The following is a 16,647-nucleotide window of genomic DNA, read 5'->3' on the forward strand; positions in this document are numbered from 1 at the left end:
TATTGCACGACAGAATGATGACTGTTTGATGACGATCCGGGGATCGTCAGCACTAAATTGCCATCACTTACTTCTTGGCCACCTGATTGCTCAGTTTCAGGTAATCCAGCAGTACGCGCCCGGTTTCGCTCAGGTAGGCATCGTCTTCCGGTTTGACCTTGTCCGGCTCGGCAGCGGCCAGTGCGTCTTCGTCTTCTTTCTTCAGCTCTTTGAGCGGTTCTTCGCCTTTGGCCTTGCGACGGATGTTCTCCATCGCCAGTTGCTTGGCGTCGATGTCGGCGTGCTGGGCACGACGATCGGCTTCGTTGAGGCTGACGGTTTTTTCTTCCATCAGTTTCTGCGCCAGGGCCAGCTTGTCGCGGATGAACACGAACTCGGCATCCTTGTTGGTGCGCGAGTCATGTTCGGACTTCAACTGGGCGAGGAACGGCTTGAACGGATCGGCCGCCGGCTTGATCGCCGCGCGAATGGTGTCCCACGGCATGGCTTCCGGCAGGGCGCTTTCGCCAATTTCCTTGGTGTCGATCAGCGACGGGTAGTCGATGTCCGGCAGCACGCCCTGATGCTGGGTGCTCTGCCCGGAGACGCGGTAGAACTTGGCCAGGGTCAGTTTCAGTTCGCCATGGTTCAGCGGCTGAATGGTTTGCACGGTGCCTTTACCGAAAGTCTGGCCGCCGATGATCAGCGCGCGGTGGTAGTCCTGCATGGCGCCGGCGAAGATCTCCGAGGCCGAGGCGGACAGGCGGTTGACCAGCAGCGCCATCGGGCCTTTGTAGAACGCGCCCGGGTTTTCATCTTCGAGCACGTCGACACGGCCGTCGGCGTTACGCACGAGTACGGTCGGACCTTTGTCGATGAACAGGCTGGTCAGCTCGGTGGCTTCCTGCAGGGAGCCGCCGCCGTTGTTGCGCAGGTCGATCACCACGCCGTCGACTTTGTCCTTCTGCAGCTCGGTCAGCAGCTTCTTGACGTCGCGAGTGGTGCTCTTGTAGTCCGGATCGCCGGCACGGAATGCCTTGAAGTCGAGGTAGAAGGCCGGGATCTCGATCACGCCAAGTTTGTAGTCCTTGCCGTCCTGTTTCAGGCTGAGAATCGACTTCTTCACGGCCTGATCTTCGAGCTTCACCGCTTCACGGGTGATCGGCACGATCTTGGTGGTCTGGTCGTTCGGCGCATTGCTCGCCGGAATGACTTCCAGACGCACCACGGTGCCTTTAGGACCGCGAATCAATTTGACCACTTCGTCCAGACGCCAGCCGACCACGTCGACCATTTCCTTGTTGCCCTGGGCAACGCCGATGATCTTGTCGGCCGGAGCGACCTGCTTGGTCTTGTCCGCCGGGCCTGCCGGCACCAGACGCACGACCTTCACTTGATCGTTGTCGCTCTGCAACACGGCACCGATGCCCTCGAGGGACAGACTCATGTTGATGTCGAAGTTTTCCGCGTTATCCGGCGACAGATAGTTGGTGTGCGGGTCGTAGGACATGGCGAAGGTGTTGATGTACGCCTGGAAAATGTCCTCGGCACGGGTCTGGTCGAGGCGCGCCAGCTGATTCTTGTAGCGCTTGGTCAGGGTTTCCTGGATCTGCTTCGGGTCTTTGCCGGCGATCTTCTGGCGCAGCACTTCGTCCTTGACGCGTTTGCGCCAGAGGTCGTCGAGTTCCGCGGTGGACTTGAGCCAAGGCGCGTCCTTGCGATCGATCAGCAAGGTCTCCTTGGTGTTGAAGTCCATCTTGTCGACGCCTTTGTTCAGCTCGGCAAGGGCGAAGTCCAGACGCGCTTTGACGCGGTCCAGATAGCGCTTGTAGATGGTGAACCCGGCGTTGAGGTCGCCGCTTTTGAGGAAGTCGTCGAACTGGGTCTTCCACTTGTCGAATTCGGCGATGTCGCTGGCCATGAAATAGCTGCGCGACGGGTCGAGCAGCTTGATGTAGCTGTCGTAGATGATCACCGAGCGCGCATCATCGAGCGGCGGCTTGCTGTAGTGGTGACGCTTGAGCAACTCGACGACGTTCAGGCTGGCGATGACTTCATCGCGATCAGGCTGCAACTTGTCCCAGCTGTTGGCTGCGAATGTGGTGCCCGACACCGGCAACAGGCCGATACCGATGAAAAGAGCGAGGGCGGTGCTGGGGAGCAGATGCTTCATGCTGATTCGACGCGGGGACAATTGATAACGCATATTAGGCCGTCTTTGAAGTCGCCGGTTCTTTGAGAGCCGGTCGCATAATGCAAAAAGCCCGGCGCTACAGCTTCGGGCTCAGTCCAGACTCACTATGGAGGCAGTGTGAAGGCATTGCAAGGCGTTGAAGGTCAAGTGGCATGGGTTGAAGAGCCGAGTCCGACGTGCGATGTAGGACAAGTCCGCATCCGGGTGGCGGCAGCCGGCCTCAATCGCGCCGATTTATTACAGAAAGCAGGGCTTTATCCGCCACCACCCGGGGCCAGCCAAGTGCTTGGTCTTGAGTGCTCCGGGGTGATCAGCGAGGTCGGCGCGGGCTCGTCCTGGCAGGTTGGCGACCGGGTTTGCGCCTTGTTGGCCGGGGGCGGCATGGCTGAAGAGGTGGTCGTCGACGGACGGCATGTACTGCCCGTGCCCGAAGGTGTTTCGCTGATCGAGGCGGCGGCATTGCCCGAGGTGTACGCCACCGTCTGGCTGAATGTGTTTCAACTTGCAGCGCTGAAACCCGGTGAGAAAATTCTCCTGCACGCCGGCGCAAGTGGAATCGGTTCAGCCGCCATTCAGCTGTGCAAAGCCTTCGGTAACCCTTGCTGGGTCAGCGTCGGTTCCGCCGAACGCCTGGCTTACTGCGAAGCATTGGGTGCGCAGGGCGGCGTGGTGCGCACCGATGAAATTGAAAGTCTGCGCGACTTCGGGCCGTTCGATGTGATTCTCGACCCGGTGGGCGGCAATTATGCGGCGCTGAACCTCAAGCTGATGGCGCTGGACGGACGTTGGGTGCTGATCGGTTTGATGGGCGGGCGCGAGGCGAAGATGGATCTGGCGCAGGTGTTGGCCAAGCGTGTGCAACTGCTCGGTTCGACGTTGCGCAGCCGTAGCGATCAATTCAAGGCCGATCTGCTCAGTGATCTGGGCCAGCATGTGTGGCCGCTGTTTGCCGAGGGCCGCTTGCGTCCGCAATTGGCCAGAGCCTTTGCGGTGAAGGATGCCGAAGCAGCGTTTGCCGAACTGGCGAGCAATACGGTGGCGGGCAAGTTGGTGTTGGTGATCAATGAGGGTTTGAGCTGACAGCAAAGCAAGGTCAAAAGATCGCAGCCTTCGGCAGCTCCTACAGAGGCACGCATTCCAAAAGTAGGAGCTGCCGAAGGCTGCGATCTTTTGCTTTTATTTCCAGAGGTGGATCGGCCAGCCGGATTTTTCCGCGTGCTCGAGTAGCACCGGATCCGGATTGACCACGTGTGGAAAATCCACTTTCAACAGCAGCGGCAAGTCATTGCGCGAATCGGAATAGAAACTCGCGCCCTCGAGGTTTTCTTCTTCGGCGTCCAGCCATTCCAGCAGGCGAGTGATCTTGCCTTCGCGGTAGGTCAACGTGCCCACGGTATGGCCGCTGTAAACGCCGTGCGCGACTTCCAGTTCAATCCCTAGAATCTCGTCGATGCCGAGTCGATCGGCAATCGGTCTGACCAGGTGCGTGCCCGACGCCGAGATCACCAGAATCCGGTCGCCGGCCTTGCGGTGCGCGGCGATGGTTTTGGTCGCGTCGCTGAAGATGATCGGTTCGATAAAGTCTTCAACCCACGGCCCGACCAGGTGCTCGACTTCTTCTGGCGTACGGCCGATCAGCGGTTCGAGGCTGAACGCCATGTAATCTTCCATGCGTAATTTGCCATGGCTGTAGGCGTCCATCAGTTCGTTGTTCTTGCGCATGAACGACTCGGGATCGACCCAGCCCAGGCGCCCCATCTGCTCGCTCCAGAGGGTGGCGCAGTCGCCGTGGATCAACGTTTCGTCCAGATCAAAAATTGCCAGGGCCATCAGTGCAGTTCTCTCTTCAACGTCAGCAAAGTCATCAGGCTACCTCACACAGGGCCGTCGGATCGATGGAAAGTGCCAGGCGTTGTCCGTCGGGATGCAGATCGGCGGCGGAGCGGTTGAGTACGTCGACCACCAGTTCCACCCCGCGCGCTTCGACGCGATAGCGAATGACGTTGCCGAGCAGGCTGTGGCTGCGGATCTGCGCGTCGAGTTCGCCGTCAAGGCTCAGTTCGATGGCTTCCGGGCGGATGGCGATGCGATGGTTGACCGGCCGTTGCAACAGCTTCGAGGCGGCATCTGCGTCGAGCAGGTTGTAGTTGCCGATGAAGCCGGCGGCGAATACATCGACCGGAGCGGTGTAGAGGGTTTCGGCGTCGCCGCTCTGGACGATCTTTCCCTGGTTCATCAGGAAAATCCGGTCCGACATGGTCAGCGCTTCTTCCTGATCGTGGGTGACGAAGATCGTGGTCAGGCCGAGTTCGCGCTGGATCTGACGAATCTGTTCGCGCAGGTGTTTGCGAATCCGTGCGTCGAGCGCCGACAGCGGCTCATCCAGCAGCAACAAGCGCGGGCGGGTCACCAGCGACCGGGCGAGGGCGACACGTTGGCACTGCCCACCTGACAGTTGATGCGGATAGCGGCTGGCGAAGTCGTGCAGTTCAACCAGTTTCAACACTTCAGAGACGCGCTTGTGGCTGTCATCGGCGTTGACCTTTTGCATGCGCAGGCCGAAGGCGACGTTCTGTTCGACGGTCATGTTGGGGAATAGCGCGTAGCTTTGAAAGACCATACCGATGCCACGTTTCTGTGGGCTCAACGGCACGAGGTCGACACCGTCGAGGAGGATCTTGCCGCCATCCACCGGGGTCAGGCCGGCGATGCAACGCAGCAAAGTCGACTTGCCGCACCCGGACGGGCCGAGCAGGGTGACGAACTCGCCTTTGTTGATTTCGCAATCGATGTCGCTGAACACCGTGGTGCCGGCATAACTTTTCTGCAGGTGTTGGACGCTGACGTAGCTCATTCGCTTTTGTCCTTGTTCAAGATGTTGGCGATCCAGGTCAGGACCAGCACGAAAAAGAAATACGAAATGACCAGCGCACTGGTGAAGTGACCGCTGCTGTTGCGCATGTTGTTCAGGTACACCTGCAAGGTTTCGTAGCGGGTGCCGACGAGAATGTTGGCGAACACGAACTCACCGAAGAGGAACGAGAAAGACAGTAGCAGCGCCACCATCAGGCCTTTGCGCAAGTTCGGCAGCACCACCAGAAACGCCGCTTGAAAGGTGCTGGCGCCGAGCAGTTGCGCGGCGTCCATCAGGTCGCGCAGGTTGATCGCTTGCAGGTTGTTGGTGATCGCGCGGTACATGAACGGCAGCGCTACGGTGAAGTAGCAGCCGATCAGAATCCACGGTGTGCCGACCATCGCCATCGGCCCGGAACCGTAGAGCTGCAGCAGCCCCACCGAGGACACCACCGGCGGCACCGCGAAGGGCAGCAGGATGAGGATGTTCATCAGCGCATCGAGTTTCGGAAAGTAGTAATGCACGACAAACAGCAGCGGCAGGATCAGCACCACCGATAACACCAGCGCGCCGACACAGACGATCAGCGACTGCCCGAATGCGTGGAGAAAGCGCGGATCGCTCCACAACTGGATGTACCACTTGAAGGTGAAGCCGCTCGGCAGAATGGTCGCCGACCAACTGCTGGCGATCGAATAGACCAGCGTGCCCAGCAGCGGCAACAACAGGATGGCGAACAGCAGATAGACCACGACGCGGTGGTAGAGGCCGGCCGGGCCGGATTCAGCGCGAGACATGGTAGCTCCTCTTCAACAGCAATTGATGCACGACGGTGACAATGGTCATCAGCGCCACGAGCACCACCGCCAGCGCGCTGGCCAGGTTCGGGTCAAGGGAAATGTCGCCGGAGACCATCGCCGCAATACGGATCGGCAGAACGTTGAAGTTGCCGGTGGTCAGCGCATAAACCGTGGCGTAGGCGCCGAGGGCGTTGGCCAGCAGGATCACGAACGTGCCGAGCAACGCCGGGGTCAACACCGGCAGGCCGATGTGCCGCCAGAACTGCCAGCCGTTGGCGCCGAGCAGTGCGGCGGACTCGCGCCAGTCTTCACGCAGAGCGTCGAAAGCCGGATAGAGCAGCAGCACGCCGAGGGGAATCTGGAAATAGGTGTAGAGGATGATCAGGCCGGTTTTCGAATACAGGTTGAAGTCCTGAATGATCCCCGACTGCTTGAGCATGATGGTGATGCTGCCGTTGAAACCGAGCAGGATGATGAACGCGAACGCCAGCGGCACGCCGGCAAAATTGCTGGTCATGTTGGCGAAGGCATTCACGAAGTTGCGCAGCTTCGAATCGACGCGGCGTAGTGAATACGCACCAAGCACGGCGATGATGATGCCGAATACGCTCGACCAGAAACTGATCTCCAGGCTGTACTGGATTGCCTGCCGATAGAACTTCGAACCGAAGATCTTGCTGAAATTGGCCAGGCCCCAGCCGGACTCTTCCGATTGCAGGCTGTTGATCATCACCCAGACCAGCGGGGCGATTTCGAAAACGATAAAGAACAGCGCGAAGGGCACCAGACACAGCGCCGCGAGCCATTTGCCGCGATTCATGGCATTCACTTGAGCAGCTCCCGGCACACAGGTTTGTCGTGGGGCACGCCGAGCAGCTCGCAAACCGTGCCGCAGAGCTCGGTCTGCTTCGGTGTGACATCAGGGTTGAGGCTGAACGCCTCGCCGAGGACGAACAGCGGCACCTGACGTTCTTCCGCCAGCAGGCCGTTGTGCGAGCGATCGTTGTTCATGCCGTGGTCGGCGGTCACCAGCACCTGATAACCAGCGTCGAGCCAGCTCTGCAGATAGTCGGCGAGGATGACGTCAGCCGAGCGCGCGCTGTTGCGGTATTGCGCGCTGTCGAGGCCGTGCTTGTGCCCGGCGTCGTCGATGTTCATCGGGTGGATCAGGAGGAAATCCGGCGCATGACGCAGGCGCAGGTTCTCCGCGTCGGCGAACAGGTGCGAATCCGGATAATGGTCGTTCCAGTAGAAATGCCCGTGCTGGATCGGCAATGTCGGATCGTCGGTGTGGCGGTCGCGCGCGGCCACGAACGGTGAGCGGTTATACAACTCGCTGACCCAGTGATACGCCGCAGCGGCGGTTTTCAGCCCGGCATCGCGGGCGTAGTGATAGATGCTGCGCTGGTTGGACAAGCGCGAGACATTGTTGTGGACGATGCCGCTGCCGATCGGTGGCACGCCGGTGAGGATACATTCGTAAAGCGGTCGGGACAGGGCGGGCAATTCGCACTCCAGTTGATAGAGCGCCGCGCGTCCTGCGCCAACATAAGCCTGCAGATGCCCCATGGCGTGACACGCAACCTCGTAGTTGAGGCCGTCGAGCACGACAAGGATGACGTTGTGCTTCATAGGGGCAAGAACTCCGAAAACAAATCTGGAACCAATCTGTGTCGGAGCTGCCGGACGCTGCGATCTTTCGATGTTGCTTTTAAAGGGCAAGATCAAAAGATCGCAGCCTTCGGCAGCTCCTACAGATGAAGGATTACTTCATCTCTACGATGACTTCTTCGTTCCACTGCTGCGGCAGGGCTTTGGAGGTCTTTTCCCACGCGTCGGCGTCCTTGACTGGCGTAACGTTTTTGTATTGCTCGTTCGGCAGCAGTTTGGCTTTCACGTCTTCCGGCAGTTGCAGGTGTTCGGCGCGGATCGGCCGGGCGTTGCCGCGGGCGAGGTTGGTCTGGCCGGCGTCGCTGAAGATATATTCGCGCGTCAGCTTGGCGGCATTGGGGTTTTTCGCGTACTTGTTGATGATCGTGGTGTAGCCGGAAATCACCGAGCCGTCGGATGGAATCAGCACTACGTAATCATCCGGGTTGGCCATCTTGGCTTTGTAGCTCAGGCCATTGAAGTCCCAGACCACGCCGACTTCAATCTCGCCTTTTTCCATAGTGGCGATGGTCGGGTTGGCCATCGACAGACGACCCTGTTTGGCGAGGTCGGCGAACAACAGCAGTGCAGGCTTGATGTTTTTCTCGTCACCGCCATTGGCCAGTGCGGCAGCGAGGACACCGTTGGCGGCCTGGGCAGCAGTGCTCACGTCGCCGATGGAGACTTTGTATTTACCGGTTTTCAGGTCAGCCCATTTGGTCGGCACGTCGGAGCCGTTCAGCAGCTTCTTGTTGACGATGAAGGCGATGGTGCCGGTGTAGGCCAGTGCCCAGTTGCCGTCCTTGTCCTTGGCCCAGTCCGGAATCTGATCCCAAGTGCTTGGCTTGTACGGTTGCACCACGCCTTGCTTGACCGCGATCGGGCCGAAGGCAGCACCGACGTCGCCGATATCGGCGGTGGCGTTGTCTTTTTCAGCTGCGAATTTGGCGATTTCCTGGGCCGAGCTCATGTCGGTGTCGATGTGTTTCAGGCCGTATTTCTTGGCCAGGTCTTCCCAGGTGCCTTTCCAGTTGGCCCAGTCATCGGGCATGCCGACGCTGTTGACGGCGCCTTCCGCTTTCGCAGCGGCTTCGAGGGTTTTCAGATCGGTGTCGGCCGCCATGGCGGCGCTGCACATTGCAATGGTCGAGCCTAACAGTGTTGCCAGGAAAAGCTGTTTCATTCCGAAGCTCCTTGGTCGTGTTCAACGCTGCGATTGCGGTTGTGTTGGTCTAGGTCAGCAATACCTGAGCCAATTTAGGCGGGCTGGATGACATTTTGATGTCGATGGCCTTATGGCTGATCTTTTCTCCGCCCGGGATTGGCCGTTGCCAAACAAGCGTAGACCATGACGCAGGCCCGATAAGCAAGGGACTTGGCCGATGTATTGCAAGCCGTGAAAACGACCGTTGGGTAGTTTTGTCATCTGTCGGTCATCTGCACTGCCTAGGCTTGCAACACACGAAAGCGCTCTGAGCAGCGCCCGGATTTGCCCTGAAACAGTGCTGGTCTAGTCCAGATAGGTAACGTTGATGCGCGATGAGGCAACGAAAGCGGTGACAGCGATTGGCCAGGTGCTGCAGGAGCAGATCGATCATGGTTTGCTGGGGGCCGGGAGCAAGTTGCCCGCTGAACGCAAGCTCAGCGAGTTGTTCGGGACGACGCGGATCACTGTGCGTGAAGCGCTGTTGCAATTGGAGGCGCAAGGGCAGATTTATCGTGAGGAGCGGCGCGGCTGGTTCGTGTCGCCGCCGCGTCTGGCGTACAACCTGATGCAGCGCAGTCATTTTCACGCGATGGTCAGTGCGCAGGGGCGTGAGCCGTCGACCGAGGTGATTTCGGCGCGGTTGCAGCCGGCGTCGGCGGCGGTGTGTGCGTGGTTGCAGCTGCCGGCGTTGTCGAGCGTGATCCAGATTTGCCGCTCGCGGCGGATTGATGGCCGACTGGTGTTGTATGTCGAGCACTACCTGAATCCGCAGTTTTTTCCGGGGATTCTTGAGTTTGATTTGAATCAGTCGATCACTGAGTTGTATGCGCGGCATTTCGATTTGCACTATGGGCGGGTGCGGTTTGAGATTGTGCCTACGTCTTTATCTGTCGATGCGGCGGCGGCTTTGCGGGTGTCGGTGGGGAGTCCGGGATTGAGGATTGCTCGGGTCAATTATGATCAGCATGGGCGGCTGATTGATTGTGATCTGGAGTTTTGGCGGCATGATGCGATTCACGTAGGGGTTGATGTGGTTTGATCTTTTTTGACCTTGGCGGCCTTTGGGCCGACCAGGTTTTGGGGGTTTGGGTGAATATCCGTTGCTGCGGTAACGGCTTCTTATGGTTCCGCCCTTACGGCGGGTCACTTTTTCAAACGCCGGAATGCCGGCCCAGCAAAAAGTAACCAAAAGGCTGCGCCCTGACGTTCGGCCCGCTCGCTGGGGCTCGGGATTCCTTCGCTGCGGGATCGATCCTGGCGCAGCGGCTCCGGTTTGCTTCGCTGCACCTACACTCGCTGTGTACGACTGCGTCGTACGGTCGCTGCGCTCCCACGCCCGGATCAATCCCTCCACTCAGCCTGCCGACGGGCTCCGAGATCAAGATCAAAAGCGGTGCTCGAGCTAACGCTCATCGTGTGTAGGAGCTGCCGAAGGCTGCGATCTTTTGTTTTTGCTTTCGCTTTTCTGTGGGAAGCGAGCCTGCTCGCGAAGGCGGCCTGTCAGCCGACCAATCTCTGTCGGATGTACTTAATCCCTGTGGGAGCGAGTCTGCTCGCGAAAGCGCCCCCACAGTCACCCCTTCCTACTTGCCCACCGCCGCATTCCCATACAGATAATCCGTCGCCAACGACGCCAGTGTCCTCACCCCAACCACCAGCGCCGACTCATCCACAAAGAACCCCGGATTGTGATTCGGCGCGGCTTTGCTCATGTCCTGGTCCCTCGGGGTCACTCCAAGAAACACAAACAGTCCCGGCGCTTCCTTGGCGAAGAACGAGAAATCTTCCGCCCCACCCACCAGCGGTCCCTGCACCACATCATCCTTGGCCGCCCACTTCAATGTCGGCAGCATTTTCTCGGTTAGTGCAGGGTTGTTAATCGTCGGGTCGTATTTTTCGATGATGGTGACGTCGGCTTTGGCGCCGCCGCTTTCGGCGATTTTCTCGATGGTCTGGCGTACGTCGCTGTGCAGTTTCTGGCGGATGCCGTAGTCGTAGGAGCGGATGGTGCCGGTCATGTCGAGTGATTCGGGGATGATGTTGTAGCGGGTGCCGCCGTTGATGGTGCCGATGCTGACCACCGACGGGTAAGAGGAAATGTCGGTGCGGCGGCTCACCACGGTTTGCAGGCCGACGATGGTTTGCGCGCCGACGGTGATCGGATCGATGCCGTCCCAGGGGCGGCCGGCGTGGGTTTGTTTGCCGTGGATCTTGATGCGCAGGTCGTCGGAGCTGGCCAGGGTCGGGCCGGGGCGGTAGGCGATCTGGCCGGCGGGGACGCCGGCCCAGACGTGCAGCCCGAACACTGCGTCTGGTTTCAGCGATTTCATTACGCCTTCCTCGACCATCATCTTCGCGCCCCAGGTGTTTTTGCCGTCGGGAATGAAGTCGCTCGGGCCTTCCTCGGCGGGCTGGAAGTAGAACACCACGGTGCCGGGCAGGGTGTCGCGCATGCCGGTCAGAATTTTCGCTGCGCTGAGCAGGATTGCGGTGTGGGCGTCGTGGCCGCAGGCGTGCATGACGTCGACTTCCTTGTCGAGATACGTGCCTTTGGCTTTCGAAGCGAACGGCAAGTCGGAGATTTCCTTGACCGGCAGCGCGTCCATGTCGGCGCGCAGGGCCACGGTCGGGCCGGGCAGGGCGCCTTTGAGAATGGCGACCACGCCGGTGCGGGCGACGCCGGTTTTCACTTCCAGACCCATGGCTTGCAGCTGTTTGGCGACCAGTTCAGCGGTGCGTTTTTCGGTGTTGCCGAGCTCCGGATGAGCGTGAAGGTCGCGGCGGGTTTCCAGCAGCTCCGGTTCGAGCTTCTGCGCCTGCTCGGCGATGCGTGTGCGGGCGCTGTCCATCGTCTCGGCGCTGGCGTGGCTGGCGACCAGGGTGAGCAAAAGGGTCTGGGCAATGCGCGTCAGTTGCATGGGCTTCTCCTTGATTATTGTTGTTGGCTTCCTTGCCTGTGACAAAGGCTTTGCACGCAAGTGCGATCGGGTCCGGAAAGCGCTATGCGCTCCGACAGATTTACGTTTGAGCATAAGTTATCAGCGAAAACTCCTACCGCTTTATCAGTTCCGTCCGGCGTGACAGATAAAACGCGGGCGATAACCATGTACCGCACCGCACAACATCTATTTCCATAAATTTCTCCAGGTGCCGGTCACGTTATTGGCTGTTTGAGGGTAACGGGTCAGTGCGACAAAACTATTGTCCATGGAGGACTTATAAATGCAGCGTAATGGAATAACGCTTCCGCCGATTGTTGTGCGTCCGGATAAACAAGATGAATATTTACATTATTTAGGTGCAGGGGACGGCTCGGGACCAGGCATTAACTTTGCGCCGTTGGGTGAAATACTCGATATGGAAAGTATCTATAAAGATACTTCCAGGAATATTGCTCAGGTCATTGAAAATGAACTGGCAGAAGCGCGGGCAGCAGGTGATCAAAGTGTCTTGCCGCCTTTGGATGCGCTGGCGCGGGAGATGCAATTCAGGGATTCCCTGATCGCCAGGAAGTTTGGTGCGCTTTTGGTGGCCAAGGACGTGGCCATCGAACGTTTCGGCCACGCCCAGGTTGAAACCTTTTTCAACGGAGGCCGCTTACCGCAAGTCAATCGGCGAAGCGCCAGCGTCAGCGTACGGCAGGCTTATAGCGCTCTGTTCAACGCCAAGTTACTGGTTGAAGGCATTGGCGTGTTGAACAGCCAGTCGGCCACGGTCAAGGGCATGATTGCCGTGGTGCAAGCGCAGGAAGCCGAGCGGATCGCTCAGGAGCAGGCGCGGTTGGCGGCGGAATACGCCAGGCAGGTTGCACAGGAACAGGCCCGCGTCGCTCAAGAGCAGGCGCGGCGGCAGGCGGAGGAGCTGGCGCGGCAGGCCGCGGCCGATGAAATCAGGCGGCTCGAAGAGGAACAGGCCCGTTTGGCGGCTGAGGCACTAGAGCGCAAGCGTGCCGAGGAACAGGCAGCGCTTGAGGCTGAGGCCGAAGCACACAGGGTTGCTGAGGAAAAGCGCCGGCAGGACACCTCCGGTGGGCACAGTAGCCTGTTGCGCTTTCAGGGCAATACCAGCCACGCCCAACTGGTATTTGCGACGTCCGCTGGTGCGGTCGCGATTGCCGACAACCTGATGGCGGGTTTTACCGCTTCGATTCGCGCGGCGGTGGCCGGTTTATCGGAGGTGGCTGCCGGCACGGCGTCCGGTCTGATGGTGGGGGTAAGTGCGTTTGTCTACTCCCCGGTGTTGGGCAATGGAGAGTTGCCTGAACGCTTTCTGCTCAGCCTCCCACTGGCAGATCTGCTGCCCGGTCAACTGCCTGATCTGGACAGGCTGGCAAGCGAAAGAGCACGACTGAATCTGCCGGTACGTTTGAGCGCCCGGCCGCTGACGGGCTCTCTCGCCGAACTGCTTGTCGTTCCGGTAGCGGGGACAAAACGGCCTTCCGGCGTTCGCGTGGTTGCAGCTGGTTTCAACGCAGGGAACAACACTTACAGCGCGACCCTCACTGACATCCCGCCGACAACCGCGGTCTGGACTCCCGCAGTAACGCCGGCAGACAGTTCAACGCTGTTCCCCATCGAGAATCCGTCCCCACCGCGATATATCGGCGGCAACCTCGTGCCGATTGAAGGACGGATCGACGCTCACCCAGGGCGGGGCAGCATTCGTTTCGACGACTTCATTCTGGTCTTCCCGTCGGAATCGGGCCTGCCACCGCAGTACGTCATGTTCCGGGATCGACGCAATGATCCAGGGGTGGCGAGTGGTCATGGAGCGCCGGTTGCGGGTGGATGGCTGGAGGCGGCTACGCAAGGTGAGGGGGCGGCAATTCCCTCAAAAATTGCAGATCAATTGCGAGGCAAGAATTTCAAGGATTTCAGGGCATTCAGGGAGACTTTCTGGAAAGCGGTGAGCGCTGATGCGGAACTGGCGATGTCGTTTGATCCAGGTAGTCTCAGTGCAATGAGCAAAGGCCGATCACCGTATGTGAAAGCGGGCGATCGGGTTGGTAAACGAGTGAAGTTTGAGTTGCACCACGTCTCATCGTTATCGGATGGTGGGCAGTTGTACGATATTGACAACCTGCGGTTGCTAACTCCGAAACAGCATTTGGCAGTTCATAAGGGAGGCGAGTAATGAAAAAATTAATGATCAATGAAATGTCCGAAGAGCAATTCTTGCATTTCGTACAAAAGATATACCAATCGGATTACGCGACTGAGAAGGGGCAAACCTCAGCTGTAATGGAGTTTGAACGACTGAGCGAACATCCAGCGGGTTCCGATTTGATCTACTACCCTGAATCGGGGAAAAGCGGTCCGGAAAATATTGTGGCGGAAGTCAAAAGGTGGCGGGCCGCCGAAGGAAAACCTGGTTTCAAAGCCAGATAAAACTAGCTCCCTATTGGTATTACCTGCCAATAGGGGGCCATCTCTGTTCAGCTTTCCTTTTTGATTTCCACCCCAGGCGTAATCACCTGCACACTCATCCTTGGCGTCGCCAGATCCAGCCCCGCCTCATCCAGTTGCCTTTTCAGCGACAAATTGAACGCCCGGGAAACTTCCCACTGCTTGATCGGCGCAGTCTTGAACCGTGCGCGCAAAATCGCGCTGCCGGACTCGAAACTTTCCACACCCTGAATCTCCAGCGGCGACCAAATATTGCGGCGCTGCAACGGATCGCTGCGCATCTTCTGGCCGACGTCGCGCATCAGTTTGATCGCGTCGTCGATTTCCATGTTGTATGGCACGGCGACGCGGAAGATCGCGTAGCCGAATTCCCGCGAGTAGTTCTTGATGCTTTTGATTTCGCTGAACGGGATGGTGTGGACGATGCCGTCGATATCGCGCAGGCGTACGGTGCGGATGGTCAGGCCTTCGACGGTGCCGAGGTGGCCGCCAACGTCGACGTAGTCGTCGATGGCCAGCGAGTCTTCGATGATGATGAACAGGCCGGTGATCAGGTCAGCGACCAGCGACTGCGCGCCGAAGCCGATGGCCAGACCGATCACGCCGGCACCGGCCAGCAGCGGTGTGACGTTCATGCCCATGTTCGCCAACGCGACGATCAGCGCGATGATGAAAATCGCCACGAACAGCACGTTGCGGATCAGCGGCATCATCGTCTGCGCCCGTGCATTCGCCAGGCCTTTGCGCGAGCGGGTGAGGGCGTGGTGCACGGCGGTGTCGGCGAGGATCCAGATCAGCCAGGAGAAAATCAGCGTGCCGATCAGGCTGAACAGTTTGACGCTGATGTCATGGCCATCGCCTTCGGCGAACGCGATCAGCGAATGGCCCCAGACGCGCAGGCCCAGTTCGATGAAGATCAGCCACACCAGCAAATGCGTCAGGGTGTAGAAGAAGTTTTTCAGTCGCTCCGAATACAGCGCATGGCGTTTCGGCCCGCGTTGCGGTTTCAGCGAATGTCGGCGCACGAGGCCGTTGATAACCATGCACAACACCAGCAGCACCGTGCAGATCAGCGACTGGCGCAGCGCGGTGCTGGTGTCGCCGGCGGAGACAAACGTGGCGAACAGCGAGATGCCGACCAGCACCAGTGCCGGCACGTACCAGAAGGTGCCGAGGATCTCGATGGTGTCGCTGAGGGCGCGGCGGGTCAGGCGGCGTGACAGCGGTTGGTTGCGGATCAGGTGCGCGATCGGTCGGCGGAATCGCAGGATGAACAGGCCGGTCGACAGCGCAGCGAGGACATTGGCCGTGGTCGCGGCGGTGTGCGCCAGATGTACGCCCAGGCTCTCGACCAGACGCGGATCGCTCAGCGCTTCACCAAACGCGGCGAAGCTGCCGATCAGCCACAGCGGCCGAAACGCCTGATGACGCAGGATGTACAGCGCGCGATGGCGGTGCGGGCCGTCGAGCAGGGAGAAGGCGATCACGCAGATCGCCGAGAAACAGGTGCCGACCACCAAGGCATAGGCCAGCACCATCGCCAGGCTTTTGCCCAGGGAAGACGGCAGCACGTAGCTCATGTACACCGTCATTACCAACGCGATCAGCCACGGCCCGAGCTTGCGCAGGGCAAAGCGCAGCATGTCGAGGGCCTTGGGGTGTTGCGGCAGTTCTTCGGTGAGGCCGAAGCGCAGACGCACGCGGTGGCTGAGCCAGATCAGCGCGGCGGCGAGCAGGCTCCAGACCATCAGGATCACTGCGAAACCGAAGATGATCGGCAGCCATTCATTGGCCGGCAGCAGCTTGCTGGTCAGTTCGTCCTTGGCCAGATCGAATTCGTTGGACCAGCGGGTAATCGGGCTGTCGGCGCCGGAAAACTGCTTTTCGAAGTTGGCGAGGGTGCCGCCGATCAGGCCCAGCACGCCTTCTTCGGGGGTGGCCTGCGCTTTTTTCGTGGCGTCGCGCAGCTTCTTCAGATCGCTGAGCAACTGCGCGCGTTGCTTGTCGTTTTCCAGCGACTTGATCACTTCGTCCAGCGACTGGCCAAGGGGTTCTACGGCTTCAGGCTGCGGTTTGGAAGTGTTGAGCAGGCCGGGCAGACCGACCGCTTGGGCGGGCGCCAGCGGCAGCAGCGTCATCAGGCAGACAAGCAGCAGACCGGGCAAAGCAAAAAGACGAGCGAACACCAGAAGACAACCTCGCGATAGGCGGATGCGCTGGAGTGTACGAGGCCCTTTGGCTCAATGCGAGCCGGGCGCGGTCATTCGTTGAGTTTGGCGAGGATCTTGTAGACCACCGTGGCGAGGATCATCAGCATGCCGATCCACATGGCGAACACCCCGGCGTTCTTGTCGCGGAAGTTGAAGCCGATGGCCAGCAGGATCATTCCGCTGAGGATGGGAATGAGCATGGCGTGGAAGGAGGACATCGAGATCATGAAGACTGCCTTGTCTGTGGGGGATGTTTGCAGTCTAGGCGGGTTTTCGAGGCGGGGTGTGATGTGGCTCAGGAATGCATCAGGCCGGGAGGATTCTGCTGTCTGCACAGGCGATTTCGCG

Annotated in this window: 14 protein-coding genes; 4 read left to right on the forward strand and 10 right to left on the reverse strand. The window is 59.4% G+C overall.

The genetic code is table 11. The features are described 5' to 3' along the window. Positions 1–67: 67 nt before the first annotated feature. Entirely contained in the window at positions 68–2,152 is a 2,085-nt protein-coding gene (locus AB9L16_RS07710; RefSeq protein ID WP_177434207.1) for a carboxy terminal-processing peptidase, read from the reverse strand. A gap of 138 nt (positions 2,153–2,290) precedes the next feature. Here AB9L16_RS07710 and AB9L16_RS07715 point away from each other — a divergent pair, with 138 nt between their 5' ends. After that, entirely contained in the window at positions 2,291–3,253 is a 963-nt protein-coding gene (locus tag AB9L16_RS07715) for a zinc-binding dehydrogenase (protein ID WP_150638745.1), read from the forward strand. 96 nt (positions 3,254–3,349) lie between these two features. Here AB9L16_RS07715 and AB9L16_RS07720 read toward each other — a convergent pair whose 3' ends face one another. The 6 genes from AB9L16_RS07720 to AB9L16_RS07745 form a co-directional block, all read right to left on the reverse strand. Beyond that, on the reverse strand, positions 3,350–4,003 hold the full coding sequence (locus AB9L16_RS07720) for an HAD family phosphatase (RefSeq protein WP_095180777.1): 654 nt from the start codon (positions 4,001–4,003) through the stop codon (positions 3,350–3,352). 34 nt (positions 4,004–4,037) lie between these two features. Next, a complete protein-coding gene (locus tag AB9L16_RS07725; RefSeq protein ID WP_073472631.1) occupies positions 4,038–5,027 on the reverse strand; it encodes an ABC transporter ATP-binding protein in 990 nt (329 codons plus the stop codon). Next, positions 5,024–5,824, reverse strand: coding sequence for an ABC transporter permease (locus tag AB9L16_RS07730; protein ID WP_016773742.1), 801 nt, complete (start codon positions 5,822–5,824; stop codon positions 5,024–5,026). Before AB9L16_RS07730 ends, AB9L16_RS07725 begins: the two co-directional genes overlap by 4 nt. Further along, positions 5,811–6,647, reverse strand: coding sequence for an ABC transporter permease subunit (locus tag AB9L16_RS07735; RefSeq protein WP_161984092.1), 837 nt, complete (start codon positions 6,645–6,647; stop codon positions 5,811–5,813). Before AB9L16_RS07735 ends, AB9L16_RS07730 begins: the two co-directional genes overlap by 14 nt. A gap of 5 nt (positions 6,648–6,652) precedes the next feature. Then, positions 6,653–7,459, reverse strand: coding sequence for an alkaline phosphatase family protein (locus AB9L16_RS07740; protein WP_243241646.1), 807 nt, complete (start codon positions 7,457–7,459; stop codon positions 6,653–6,655). A 133-nt stretch (positions 7,460–7,592) separates the two neighbouring features. Next, positions 7,593–8,660: an ABC transporter substrate-binding protein gene (locus tag AB9L16_RS07745; RefSeq protein ID WP_150638735.1), complete on the reverse strand. Its 1,068-nt coding sequence runs from the start codon at positions 8,658–8,660 to the stop codon at positions 7,593–7,595. Between the two features lie 349 nt (positions 8,661–9,009). On the opposite strand from AB9L16_RS07745, the gene phnR reads away from it, so the two are divergent. Next, positions 9,010–9,723, forward strand: coding sequence for a phosphonate utilization transcriptional regulator PhnR (phnR, locus tag AB9L16_RS07750; protein WP_236169468.1), 714 nt, complete (start codon positions 9,010–9,012; stop codon positions 9,721–9,723). Between the two features lie 544 nt (positions 9,724–10,267). Here phnR and AB9L16_RS07755 read toward each other — a convergent pair. After that, positions 10,268–11,602 (reverse strand): amidohydrolase, encoded by a 1,335-nt coding sequence (locus AB9L16_RS07755; RefSeq protein ID WP_375123318.1) that lies wholly within the window; start codon positions 11,600–11,602, stop codon positions 10,268–10,270. Between the two features lie 304 nt (positions 11,603–11,906). Here AB9L16_RS07755 and AB9L16_RS07760 point away from each other — a divergent pair, with 304 nt between their 5' ends. Together AB9L16_RS07760 and AB9L16_RS07765 are read left to right on the forward strand one after the other, a co-directional pair. Next, positions 11,907–13,817 carry an S-type pyocin domain-containing protein gene (locus AB9L16_RS07760; RefSeq protein ID WP_375123319.1) on the forward strand — a complete coding sequence of 637 codons (1,911 nt, stop codon included), beginning with the start codon at positions 11,907–11,909 and terminating at the stop codon, positions 13,815–13,817. Beyond that, positions 13,817–14,071, forward strand: coding sequence for a bacteriocin immunity protein (locus tag AB9L16_RS07765; protein ID WP_076566779.1), 255 nt, complete (start codon positions 13,817–13,819; stop codon positions 14,069–14,071). The genes AB9L16_RS07760 and AB9L16_RS07765 overlap by 1 nt, the downstream gene beginning before the upstream one ends. A 47-nt stretch (positions 14,072–14,118) precedes the next feature. Here the strand turns inward: AB9L16_RS07765 and AB9L16_RS07770 are convergent, their stop codons facing one another. Continuing rightward, entirely contained in the window at positions 14,119–16,275 is a 2,157-nt protein-coding gene (locus AB9L16_RS07770; RefSeq protein WP_375123320.1) for a mechanosensitive ion channel family protein, read from the reverse strand. A gap of 74 nt (positions 16,276–16,349) precedes the next feature. Continuing rightward, complete coding sequence (locus tag AB9L16_RS07775) at positions 16,350–16,526, reverse strand: hypothetical protein (protein ID WP_016773747.1); 177 nt, start codon at positions 16,524–16,526, stop codon at positions 16,350–16,352. Positions 16,527–16,647 lie beyond the last annotated feature (121 nt).

The sequence above is a fragment of the Pseudomonas sp. LW8 genome, from assembly GCF_041956865.1.
In the GTDB taxonomy this organism is placed as follows: Bacteria; Pseudomonadota; Gammaproteobacteria; order Pseudomonadales; family Pseudomonadaceae; genus Aquipseudomonas; species Aquipseudomonas siliginis.

Bases quoted from the DNA above. Each gene is read 5' to 3' on its own strand.
- AB9L16_RS07710 (WP_177434207.1), bottom strand. From the start codon at position 2,152: ATGAAGCATCTGCTCCCCAGCACCGCCCTCGCTCTTTTCATCGGTATC.
- AB9L16_RS07720 (WP_095180777.1), bottom strand. From the start codon at position 4,003: ATGGCCCTGGCAATTTTTGATCTGGACGAAACGTTGATCCACGGCGAC.
- AB9L16_RS07725 (WP_073472631.1), bottom strand. From the start codon at position 5,027: ATGAGCTACGTCAGCGTCCAACACCTGCAGAAAAGTTATGCCGGCACC.
- AB9L16_RS07730 (WP_016773742.1), bottom strand. From the start codon at position 5,824: ATGTCTCGCGCTGAATCCGGCCCGGCCGGCCTCTACCACCGCGTCGTG.
- AB9L16_RS07735 (WP_161984092.1), bottom strand. From the start codon at position 6,647: ATGAATCGCGGCAAATGGCTCGCGGCGCTGTGTCTGGTGCCCTTCGCG.
- AB9L16_RS07740 (WP_243241646.1), bottom strand. From the start codon at position 7,459: ATGAAGCACAACGTCATCCTTGTCGTGCTCGACGGCCTCAACTACGAG.
- AB9L16_RS07745 (WP_150638735.1), bottom strand. From the start codon at position 8,660: ATGAAACAGCTTTTCCTGGCAACACTGTTAGGCTCGACCATTGCAATG.
- phnR (WP_236169468.1), top strand. From the start codon at position 9,010: ATGCGCGATGAGGCAACGAAAGCGGTGACAGCGATTGGCCAGGTGCTG.
- AB9L16_RS07755 (WP_375123318.1), bottom strand. From the start codon at position 11,602: ATGCAACTGACGCGCATTGCCCAGACCCTTTTGCTCACCCTGGTCGCC.
- AB9L16_RS07760 (WP_375123319.1), top strand. From the start codon at position 11,907: ATGCAGCGTAATGGAATAACGCTTCCGCCGATTGTTGTGCGTCCGGAT.
- AB9L16_RS07765 (WP_076566779.1), top strand. From the start codon at position 13,817: ATGAAAAAATTAATGATCAATGAAATGTCCGAAGAGCAATTCTTGCAT.
- AB9L16_RS07775 (WP_016773747.1), bottom strand. From the start codon at position 16,526: ATGATCTCGATGTCCTCCTTCCACGCCATGCTCATTCCCATCCTCAGC.